The organism is Jannaschia maritima (assembly GCF_030973515.1).
GTDB lineage: Bacteria > Pseudomonadota > Alphaproteobacteria > Rhodobacterales > Rhodobacteraceae > Jannaschia > Jannaschia maritima.
Genome location: NZ_JARGZA010000036.1, coordinates 1 through 9965, shown reverse-complemented (window position 1 = coordinate 9965; position 9965 = coordinate 1). Strand labels below are relative to the sequence as shown.

The following is a 9965-nucleotide window of genomic DNA, read 5'->3' as shown; positions in this document are numbered from 1 at the left end:
CTTGACGCGCGGCGACCTAGAAGGTATCTTCGACGCTCGATGAAGCGTCGAAGATACCTTCTAGGTCGCCGCGCGTGGGGGGTTGAGGGTAGGCGTTCCGGGAAGCCAAATCTCACAACGCTAAGTGGATTTCTTCGCGCCGACGCACAATCCGGCCGACTATCTTCTAGATCTTACTAGCCGTCACGCTTCCAGCTACTGCGCGCCGTTTGGGGGGTCCCCCCTACCCCCCTATGGGTCCCCTCAACCGCGTGGTCGAGGGGACGGTCGAGGGTGTCGCTGTCAGGCGATCGAGGTTGAGGTCTTTGCCTCGATCCGGGACAGCGCGCGGCGGACGGCGGTCGCGGTCCACGCCCCGCCGCGCGGCGTCTCGATACCTTCGTCGGTCAATGCCTTGGCGATGGTCCGCAGGCTGGCACCCGCGTTGCGGAGCGGTCGGACGATGGGCGCGATGCGCTTGGCATCGGCATCCGCCTTGGCACTGACGTGCTCGTTTCGACGCACGGTGTTGGGACGTAAGCCGCCCAACCGGACTCCTCGTGCCTTCGCCATCGCCAGCGCGGCTTTCGTCCGTTCGGATATGAACGTGCGCTCTTGCTCCGCAAGGGCGGCATAGACGTGCAGCGCGAAACGATCCGCGTCCGGCATCGCAGCAACGCGCAACTGTAGGTCCGCGTCCTCAAGCAGGTTGGCGATGAATGCGACGTTGCGAGACAGGCGATCGAGTTTCGCTACTAGCAGGACCGCGCCCGCGTCCTTCGCGGCCTGGACGGCTTTCGCCAGTTCGGGCCGGTCGGCGCGCGCGCCCGACTGGATGTCGGTATAGGTGCCGATCACGTTTGCGTCCGGACCGGCGCGGCCCGATAGGTAGAGGTCGAGGTCGCGGGCCTGCGCCTCGAGTCCGAGACCCGAACGGCCCTGTTGTGCGGTCGATACGCGGCGGTAGAGAACAAAGTCGGTCACGGTGTCATCCAATCATCAAACGTTGTGTCTGACACACTAGCATTATGACGCCAAAGCGCGATGATTCTTTAGCGCTAAATTGCTAACGTGCTTTCACACGATCACGCTGTAATGAGTATTGATATGACAGGTGCGGTAGACCAGGTCCGACCCATGGTTGCCGGTATCATGAACCTGATCCTGATCGTCGTCGCCCTGTGGCTGATCTGGCCCTTGTGACGATCGAGGTCCGCCTAGCCTCATCGGCATGAAAAAGGCCATCATCGCGGTGTGCGGGTTGAGGATGGCTTTGGGTCTGTCGTTAGATCCGGGACCGTGAACGGGTCGCGCCGGTCGCCATAGAGCGTCGCGCCATGTTGCGCGCGCTCTACGATCCATTGCGCGTATTCCTTTCCCGATGCACGGCACCCGCGACAGCGAAAGGTCTTCAGCACGTCCACGATAGGCAACGTGGTCGGGTATCGGTCGATCAGTTGTGCGGGATAGACGCGGTGCCAGTGGTGACACCGGGCACATGTTACAACGACCCGGTCGGCGGCGTTCAAGTCGGCAATCTGGAAGAGCTCCATAGGACCGATGTAGTTCAGGCGCTTAAAAACCATTATGGAACAAATGTAGAACGATGATACGGCACGCTCCAGCCGGATCCGGCTCCAGCATAAAAATGACTTAGCGTCAAAACGGACGGGATGGGCGCAGCAGAGAAACGCGCTCGCGTCAAAACTGAACCGATTGGTTCACTTCGTGCGCAGGGGGTGCCGGTCCGGCCGGCAGGTGCCGCGCGGGGGCGGGCCGGGGCAACGTCGTAGTGCGGGCTATGGGCAGGGCCGCAGCAGGTCGTCGGGGCGCACCGGAGATGGCCGATCATCTCCGGGCAATCTCCGGCGAATCTCCGGAGCGATTCCTCGTTACGAACCAGGGCGTTAGCCCGATCTACCGGAGATTCTGGAGATTCAGCGCCCCATCCGCCCGCCCTACATGCATGACGGCTAACGCCGTGCAAAAAGGATGAATCCACCATAGATTTCAAGGTCCGGGTGAATCTCCAGAATCTCCAGAATCATTCCATAACTCCATGTTATTGTTGAAGGAATTTTACCGGAGATTCACCGGAGATTGCCCGGAGATAGGATCCTATCTCCGGTGGGCCTCCGCCGCTATGCCGCCCCGCGCCCGCTGACGCCCGCCCGGACGACGCAAGGGGACCACCACCCCGCCGCCGGCCCCGCCATCGTGCTGGACGGGACGGGGATGCAGCGGGAAGTTCCTGTATGTTCGGGGGGCCTTCGACCCGGACGCCGCTGACGCGGCCACCTCCGGAACCGCCGCTTCGATCTTCGACAACGACCACAACGCGGACCGCGTCACGTGATCGTCGCGCTTCCGCAGGACGACCGTCAGCCCCCCGCCCAGACGGAACGGCGCGCCGTTGAAGCCGGCCAGGTAGCGGCCCAACGCGACGGCGCTGTATGCGTCTCGGGTCTTATTAAGGGACACCGGCAGTTCGGTATCGTCCAATCCGGCCAGGTCCGCGAGCTCCGACGACTTCGCGCCCCCGACAAGGTCCGGGTGATCCCTCCACCATTTCCGGAGCAGGGCCGTTAGCCCATCCGCCTCGCCCGCGGCCGCGAACATCTCGATCCCCGCCCGGTTCGCCTGCCAGGTGGTGAACGCCGGATGCGCGGCTTCGATGACGCCCCCGACGACATAAGACCACCCGGCGTAGGACGCCACGGAAGGCGCATGGCGCGGCGGCTGGCACCCGTCCGCCACCCAGTTCTGAATCAGCGTCAAGGCGGCCCATATCAGCCGTCCCCGGTTTGCTTCGACCCAGCCCAATAGGTCAGGATGCCTCCAGCCCGTGCGGGCCTTGGGATCAGCGCATCCCGCATCCAACCGGATGAGGGACAGACGACGCTGGAGTTCCGTCGCGAACCTGCAGTTGTTCGACGTGAAGACGATCGAGGACCGAACCGGTAGGCGGCGTTCCTCGGACCGTCCGAGTTCGCGGTCCGTGAAGGTCGTGCTCGTCAGCAGACTAGCCAGTGTAGGGCTGTCGATCTCTCCGCTGACATTGTCGATCAGCATCACAGGTTCGGCGGCCTTCACCGCAGTGAATAGCATCTTGCGCCGTTCCTCCTCGCTTCCGCTAAGCGGCGGCCGCGCGTTGCTGACGCCTGCGACGACGGTCTGGATGCACTCCGCCAACGCGGTCGCGCCGGTCCCGGCCACGGGCTTGCTGACCAGGGTCGCGGGAACCGGCCCGGAGATCATCGACCTGCAGAACGGTTCGATCAGTAGGCCCAACGCGTTCAACATGGATGCTGGCATGGCATCGTCGGACCGCCCATCGAGCCGGGCCTCGATGTCGTCACGGCTGACGCCATCGAAGGGAAAGTCAGCCATGAGCTCAATCACGATCAGGCGGATCGCCTCGGCCACGTCCTGCGCCCGCGCGTAGGATGACGCCCATTCCCCGACGGCGGGGATATGGAGCCCGGCCGGGGGTGCATACCAGGTCCGCGATTCCGGACAGTAGCCGGGCCGCATCTGTAGCGAACCGTCCGCGCCGAACGCGGGCGCGCGGCTGACCCCGGCCAAATACGGCAGGGGCAGGTTCGGCTGATTGTAGAGGGCCGCGGCGACATCCCGCGGCATTGAAACGTCAATCATGCGGTTATCACCGGCCTCCCGATAGTGGGGGATCAGCGCCGCCGCTGCGAACGAGTCTAGGCGCAATACTTCGACCACAGCCGAGTCCTCTTCCTCTACCTGCGCCACACGGGCGATCTCGCTGCCGTGCCGGAAGAGGGTCGGATTATCCGCGTGCTTCGTCTGAAGGTATTGGTAGGCATGGCTGCACAATTTCAGAAAGCCGTCGCGGCCGACGACGTTCGTCGCTCGACCCTTCGGCGCGGCCGTCCTCGACCGCTCCGCCATATCGACATGCGACTCGCAAAGGCGGAACGCGGTCGAAAACCACCGGTCATCGAAGCTGGGCCAAGTCTGTTGAACCCACTTTGCGAGGTCGTCACGTTCGTCCGGCCCGGCCTTCCCCCGTGCGACCCCCATGACGACATGCAGGATCTCGGCGGTGCGCACCGGGCGGTCGAGATCGAGTAGCGGGTCGATAGCCGCATTCGCCGCCGCCACGTTCATCGCAGGTGCGCCGGCGACGGCCGTCCATTCCTTATCGCTGACGCTCTTTCTTAGCTTTTCGCCGGCCTTCGTCAGCTTCATTCCGCGTGGTGTGGGCACGCCTTCCGCGATCGCCGCTGACGCGGCGTCGAATTCATTCGTATCTGTCATTCTGTTATCCGATCGGATCGGCCGCCTGTTGCATTGGTATCGCTCAATGCTACAAGGACTCAATCATGTTGACTTGAGGCCGGGCGCGCTTTCGCGCGTCCGGCCTTTCTCGTTCATGCGGCGATGGATTCGACTTCGACCCCGCATGGCATTTCGGCTACGCGGTCGCTCCAGAACGTGATAGGAATTTGCGCATCCGCGACAACGGGATCGTCAACAGGCTCGCCAGCCTGATATCGCATAATTCCGAATTCGTCCTCGTCTCGGCGGAAGCACCCTGCAACATGTGCGATCGAGAATGCTGCACGACCGTCACCGATGGCGGTCCGCAATTGATGGATGTCGACGCGGAGCTCGTCAGCCTTCAGACGTGCAATTGTGACTTCGAGGTGGTGATAGAGGTGCTCGCCCGCATGGAGTATTAGTCCCCTCGTCCATGGATCATAATGATCCGATTGTTCGAGCATCAGGACGCGCGCGAGCGCTTCCTTACGGGTGTTGTCCGAGTTTGGGACGGGTGTCATCGATGCCCGCATCGCGCGGGCGGTCAGTAGATAGGCCCGCGATCGTTCGAGCCGATTATCATCATTCTGGTACATGTTAACCTTGAGTGTTTGAGTGAGGTTCGGACGGCGCGCCCCGGCGTTGGGATGCACCGATCCGCCCCACCGCCGCTGACGCGGCAATGGGTGCGAATTTCAAAGTTCGGGGAGGGTCGAGCGGGCTAGCCGCGCGACCACGTGGGCCAGGCCCCGGCGGCCTGAAGGGCTGCAATCTCTTCGAATACGTGCGGCGCGCGGGGGCGGCCGCACGCGGGGCATGGGCCGTCCATCCTGCAGCCCAGCGCTGACAGGAACGTCAGGGCGACGTCGAGGGCCCTCCCGTCCCGCGACGGCGCTGTCGCAGCCGGCGGGGGAATCTTTGCCAAGGCTCGATCAATTTTGCTGGCCGCACTGGACGAAAGGTCGATTAGGTCCAGCAGGGTGCGGAGGCGCGGCTTGAGTCGCTCGCCGTCGAGGATGACGCCAATCGAGGCGATTGAGTCCTCCAACACAAAGTGCAAATCGCTGATCGGGTCAGCACTCACGGTAGCACTCACAGTAGTCTGCCCCTCGTTCGCGCAGGGCGGGCTGGAGCGGCCCGTCAGGCGGTCGACTCAAGCCTAGCGCCGCCATGCGCGCTTGCATCTCTATGATCGCCTGGTGGGCCTCCCCGCCGTCCTCTTGCGCTTCGTGATCCGCGGCGGAATTTGAATAGCTGCTCAACGTCCGACCCGCATGGAGCGACAGGACCCGACTGATCTTCTGCAAGTCAGCCGGGGATGCACCCTCCGATCTTAGGCGGCCGTGGGCTTCCCGGAGATGATCCGAAAGGCGACCTAACAGCCGCAGTAGGTCAGCCGCCGTATCGATCTCGATCGTCTCGGCATCGGTCGAGGCTTGACGCTGGAGCCATTGGACGCGCGCCCGGACATCCGAGCGGTTCCGCAGCCGGTATCCCATTTCCTTCTCGGATGGGCGTCGGATGCCTTCATTGGCTTCGACCACGGAGTCGACCCCGGACAAACCCGCCGCCAACGCGCGGGCGAACCGCTCGTGGCGCGCGTTCTTCAACGCGGTCGCGCCGGCTTCCGCGGGACCCGACGAACCGGTGGTTTCGGACGGTTCGGCGACGGTAGGACGGGACGTCCGTCCCGCCGCACCGGGGTATCGGGAACGGGCTTCTTGATCTTCGCCACCGGTCACGCCCCTTTCCGCTTCGCGTCATAGGCCCGCGCGGCTGACATCCTTTGCGCGCGCGGCAACCCGCGGATGCGCTCGATCTCGGATGCATCATCATCATCTCCGTCGCCACCCTCTGCATTGGCGGCCAGGATGACGCGGAGATCCTGCCCGGTCGGTGTGGACCACAAAGAGTCGACCAGTTCTTCGACATCGCTTCCCGATCCATCGAAACCGGCACCGGTAGATAGGTGATGCACTCCGATTGGTGTCTCACCGATCGCCTTTAGCAGGAAATCGCGCGGCCCCTCGTCCAGACCATCACGCGCCAATCTACGATCTGCAGCGGCGCGCATCTTCAGTTCGCGTATTTGTTGTTCGGGTGTCATCTGGTCGGCTCCAGTTGATCGATATCGACGGCGGCATTTCGGGCGGTCGCTTCCATTCGGTTGGTGACAAGCGGAAGCGTATCGCGGAGCCATTCGAGCATGTCGTCGAGCGGGAGGATCATCTTGTTGTCGCCATCGACTTTATAAGTTCCGACCGCGCGGACCGGGCACCGGAATACATCTCGGATAGCTGTCAGTTGTTGACGCGTCAGGCGCATGGCGATTGCCAGGTCCCGCAGCGTTATTCCTAGATTCTGCATCATCGTGCGATCTGTCCTAACTGGTTTCATATTGGACGAATTACGGTCAATTCGGCTCGGTGAGACTGAATTGCCCTGGAGCGAGTCGGTCTGGCAACATCTCGACCAAGTCGGTAAAACGGGCAGGACGACGGAGTACCGCGGGACCATAATCCCGCCCCATGCGGATGGTATCGCGGAACCATGATCCGCGTCGTCCTCCGCCACCTCGCCCATCGTCGTGCTGACCGTCAGCGCGTGGTCGACGATGCCGACACGGCGATCGAAGTGCATGGCATCGGTGCCTGCGATGTGGTCCGCTTGCAGGCAGCCGACGCCGCGCTCGCCGGACGGGATGCGCGCCACCTGTGGCGGGTCGAGTCCGAGGTGCGGCGACGCCTTCGTCTTCCTTGCCGGCAGGCGGATGCGTCCGCTCGCCGGGCGGAGAAGGCATAGCTTCCCCGTCCCCCTGTGTTCCGGGGGTCGATCTCGGCGTCGTGCTGGGTGTCGAGGCGGCGCGTGGCGGCGCTAGCCGGGCCTAGGGTGCGATCCGTGCGGCACGATCAGTCGTTCGATGGCCTTGTCGAGGCGTTCCACAGCCGTCTGTGACCCACTTCTAGACTCTCTTGTATTTGAGCCTGACACGAAAGTAGGCCCACCCCCTGCCCTTTTCAGGCGGCGCTTGAGCCATGTCCGCCACCGTCGACCTACTGCGCCTGCCCGAATGCGGATTACGTTCGTCAGGTTGCGCATCCGACTGACACGGCGTTCCTCGATCACGATCAGGCCCAGCGCCGCCGCCAGCCGTTGGGCGCGTTGCGCGATGGCGCGGCATACCCCTGAGCGGTCCGCAATCTCTTTGACACTCAGACAGGATTTGCCGCGCTGCATGATCTCCTCTCCGATCACCCCCACGACGGCGAATTCGCCGGGGGTGAAAGCGTCGGCCATCTTCACCGGGACGAAGCCCAGCGCCGCCCGACGACGACGGACATGGCGGCGGTCCTTCCATGTCGAGGCCCGGCGTCTAGTGGGTCCCATCGCTCGCAACGTTGCACCCGACTTCTCCGTCTGGCGTCGTGCACGTCGCAGCGCCTCGACTGCGCCGATCTCGGCATCGATCGCCGCCAAGTCGTCGGCGCTGATATGTCCCGTGATCGCAGCCTTGCAGGCGTCCCGGCGGATCCCGGCTAGGTCATCACCACATGCAATACGCTCGCGCGCCACATGATGACAAAAAACACATGATGCATGCATCGGACACCCTTCCCAAAGCGGGTGCGCGCGCATAGACTCAGTGCATATCAGGGCATCTGAGGTGTTTACGCACCCATGATGTTTTAGAGGAGGGTCGTCCTGCCAGGGGCGGCCCTTCTCGCGTTTTGGCAGCTTTGCCGGTCGGCAGGGGAGTCGGCAAGCGCCATTAACCACGGCGCCTGACCCCGATCCCGCAGCCGGAATGGTTCTCCTGACACACGTTCCAGTGCGTTAGCGCTAATCTGCTTTCGTGCCTTCGCGCTGACGCGCGGACGCGGTATCACGCTGTCATGCAAACGATCATAGTCGCCTCGCAAAAGGGTGGGGCTGGAAAAACGAACCTCGTCAGAACGTTATCCGTCGCCGCGACGGGTGACGGGATGCGCGTCGTGGTGGTGGATCTCGATCCGCAGGGGTCACTTAGGGCGTGGTGGGATGCACGGGAATCGGACGCACCTGCACTTGTCGAGGCTCCGGTCGAGGCTCTTGGAAAGACTTTGAAGGGCCTCGCATCGGATTTCGATTTGGCGGTCATCGACACGCCGCCCAGCGCCGGAGACTGGCTGACGAAGGCGTTCCGCGCGGCGGACCTACTAGTGATTCCCGTCAAGCCAGGCCCTGACGACCTCCGCGCGGTGGGGTCCACGATCAGCGCCGCGACCGCCGCGAAGGTGCCGTTCGCCTTCGTCGTCAGTATGGCGAAGCCGCGGTCCCGAATGCTGGAGGCGACGATCCGCGCGCTTGCCGCGCATGGCCGCGTTGCGCCTGCGCAACTGAACGACCGCGCCGCGTATCTCGACGCGGCCGTCGATGGATCGGGCGTGACGGAAGGATCGGACGTGAAGGCCCGCGACGAAGCGGCCGCGCTTTGGCACTACGTGAAAGGACTCCTCGATGGCTAAGACCCCCGACCTGTCGGCCGCGATCACGCCGACGCCGAAGCGAAAGCTCAGCGCGACGAAGACAACGAAGGCACCGCCCCGCGCCGCCTCGACCTCGACGGAGTCGACCTCGATCGAGACTGCTAAGAAACCAGTCGAGGCGAAGGCGGGTGGGTTGAACCGGCCGGGCGGCAAGCGGATGTCGATTACGTTCAATCTGGACGACGCCAAGCGCCTGCGCATTGCCGCGATGGATGCAGGCGAACCTGTCTCGACGTTGGTCGAACGGTGGGCCTTGGAAGGTTTGGAGCGGTTCGAAGGAAAGCGGTAAAGTGCGTTAGCGCTAAGGCGTCATGGCGCTGACGCGCCTGCGCACTATGGCGCGAACCTGCTAAGGTTGGGCCGTAACGTGATCGAGGGAAGCCATTGAACGAAGACAAACGCCCGCCGCGCGTCGAACCGAAGGTGAAGGCCGCGCCGCGCATCCGACAAGTCTACTGGTGCAAACTGCCCGATGATGCCCAGCTACCGGAATTCTGGAAGACCCGGCCCGTCGTCGTCATGTCGAAGAAAACGACGTTGCGCGGCAAGGTCACGGTCCTGCCGATGACGACGAAGGCGCAACCCGACAACCCGTATGCCCATCCGATGGACTCGCCGCTGGAGCTGGGCAAGTCGTCATGGGTCATCTGCGACCACTTCATGACCGTCGCGGTCAGTCGGTTGGTGCCTCATCGGCAGAACATCCCTCGGATCTCGCAAGAGGACTTGGAGGAGATCAAGCGGTTGGCCCTACTGTCGTTGCCCTACTAGTTTCGTTGACAATAATAGTGTGCACCACTATCTCACCGTTAGACACGGCGCGGGCAACCGTGACCGCTTCCCGCTTTCGGGCGGGAGATAGACGCGAGGGGGTGGCATGGCCGCCCCCTTCGCTCTTTTGGATTTCAAATTCCGAGAACGGTGCCAGGATCGAGATCCTCGATTCATGTGTTATCACGTTGATCTAGCTGAATAATTTCAGTACAATCCACGCTATGAAGACACCTCGTAAGATCTCTATCGTGTTGTGCAGGACCGCACGGCGGATTCGATCAGTCGAGATCGAGCGCTTTGCGGTATTATACAGTGATATCAAATGCTTAAGGCAACTTGACGCGCGGCGACCTAGAAGGTATCTTCGACGCTCGATGAAGCGTCGAAGAT

11 protein-coding genes are annotated in these 9965 nt (G+C 62.9%); 4 read left to right on the top strand and 7 right to left on the bottom strand.

Translation table 11 applies throughout. The annotated features are described in order from the left end of the window. Window positions 1-282 precede the first annotated feature (282 nt). The 6 genes from P0084_RS18420 to P0084_RS18395 all read right to left on the bottom strand — a co-directional run bounded on the left by P0084_RS18420 (window position 283) and on the right by P0084_RS18395 (window position 6645). Window positions 283-963, bottom strand: a complete 681-nt coding sequence (locus tag P0084_RS18420) for a recombinase family protein (RefSeq protein ID WP_308918357.1) — start codon at window positions 961-963, stop codon at window positions 283-285. A gap of 1134 nt (window positions 964-2097) precedes the next feature. Beyond that, complete coding sequence (locus tag P0084_RS18415) at window positions 2098-4272, bottom strand: hypothetical protein (protein WP_308918356.1); 2175 nt, start codon at window positions 4270-4272, stop codon at window positions 2098-2100. 113 nt (window positions 4273-4385) lie between these two features. Next, entirely contained in the window at window positions 4386-4928 is a 543-nt protein-coding gene (locus P0084_RS18410) for a hypothetical protein (protein WP_308918355.1), read from the bottom strand. Between the two features lie 420 nt (window positions 4929-5348). After that, window positions 5349-6017, bottom strand: a complete 669-nt coding sequence (locus tag P0084_RS18405) for a hypothetical protein (protein ID WP_308918354.1) — start codon at window positions 6015-6017, stop codon at window positions 5349-5351. Then, window positions 6014-6382, bottom strand: coding sequence for a hypothetical protein (locus P0084_RS18400; RefSeq protein ID WP_308918353.1), 369 nt, complete (start codon window positions 6380-6382; stop codon window positions 6014-6016). The genes P0084_RS18405 and P0084_RS18400 overlap by 4 nt, the downstream gene beginning before the upstream one ends. Continuing rightward, a complete protein-coding gene (locus tag P0084_RS18395) occupies window positions 6379-6645 on the bottom strand; it encodes a hypothetical protein (RefSeq protein WP_308918352.1) in 267 nt (88 codons plus the stop codon). The genes P0084_RS18400 and P0084_RS18395 overlap by 4 nt, the downstream gene beginning before the upstream one ends. Window positions 6646-6825: 180 nt before the next feature. On the opposite strand from P0084_RS18395, the gene P0084_RS18390 reads away from it, so the two are divergent. Continuing rightward, the gene (locus P0084_RS18390) at window positions 6826-7077 is read left to right on the top strand and encodes a hypothetical protein (RefSeq protein ID WP_308918351.1); all 252 of its coding nucleotides are present in this window, start codon (window positions 6826-6828) and stop codon (window positions 7075-7077) included. A gap of 72 nt (window positions 7078-7149) precedes the next feature. Here the strand turns inward: P0084_RS18390 and P0084_RS18385 are convergent, their stop codons facing one another. Then, window positions 7150-7848, bottom strand: a complete 699-nt coding sequence (locus P0084_RS18385; RefSeq protein ID WP_308918350.1) for a hypothetical protein — start codon at window positions 7846-7848, stop codon at window positions 7150-7152. A gap of 320 nt (window positions 7849-8168) precedes the next feature. Between P0084_RS18385 and P0084_RS18380 the strand changes: the two genes are divergently transcribed. The 3 genes from P0084_RS18380 (at window position 8169) to P0084_RS18370 (ending at window position 9572) form a co-directional block, all read left to right on the top strand. After that, window positions 8169-8780 (top strand): ParA family protein, encoded by a 612-nt coding sequence (locus P0084_RS18380; RefSeq protein WP_308918349.1) that lies wholly within the window; start codon window positions 8169-8171, stop codon window positions 8778-8780. After that, complete coding sequence (locus P0084_RS18375) at window positions 8773-9090, top strand: hypothetical protein (protein ID WP_308918348.1); 318 nt, start codon at window positions 8773-8775, stop codon at window positions 9088-9090. Before P0084_RS18380 ends, P0084_RS18375 begins: the two co-directional genes overlap by 8 nt. A 95-nt stretch (window positions 9091-9185) precedes the next feature. Beyond that, on the top strand, window positions 9186-9572 hold the full coding sequence (locus P0084_RS18370; protein ID WP_308918347.1) for a type II toxin-antitoxin system PemK/MazF family toxin: 387 nt from the start codon (window positions 9186-9188) through the stop codon (window positions 9570-9572). The last annotated feature ends 393 nt before the right edge of the window (window positions 9573-9965 follow it).

Excerpts from the sequence above, each read along its gene's own strand:
- P0084_RS18375 (WP_308918348.1), top strand. The coding sequence starts at position 8,773 with ATGGCTAAGACCCCCGACCTGTCGGCCGCGATCACGCCGACGCCGAAG.
- P0084_RS18395 (WP_308918352.1), bottom strand. The coding sequence starts at position 6,645 with ATGATGCAGAATCTAGGAATAACGCTGCGGGACCTGGCAATCGCCATG.
- P0084_RS18400 (WP_308918353.1), bottom strand. The coding sequence starts at position 6,382 with ATGACACCCGAACAACAAATACGCGAACTGAAGATGCGCGCCGCTGCA.
- P0084_RS18380 (WP_308918349.1), top strand. The coding sequence starts at position 8,169 with ATGCAAACGATCATAGTCGCCTCGCAAAAGGGTGGGGCTGGAAAAACG.
- P0084_RS18390 (WP_308918351.1), top strand. The coding sequence starts at position 6,826 with ATGATCCGCGTCGTCCTCCGCCACCTCGCCCATCGTCGTGCTGACCGT.
- P0084_RS18415 (WP_308918356.1), bottom strand. The coding sequence starts at position 4,272 with ATGACAGATACGAATGAATTCGACGCCGCGTCAGCGGCGATCGCGGAA.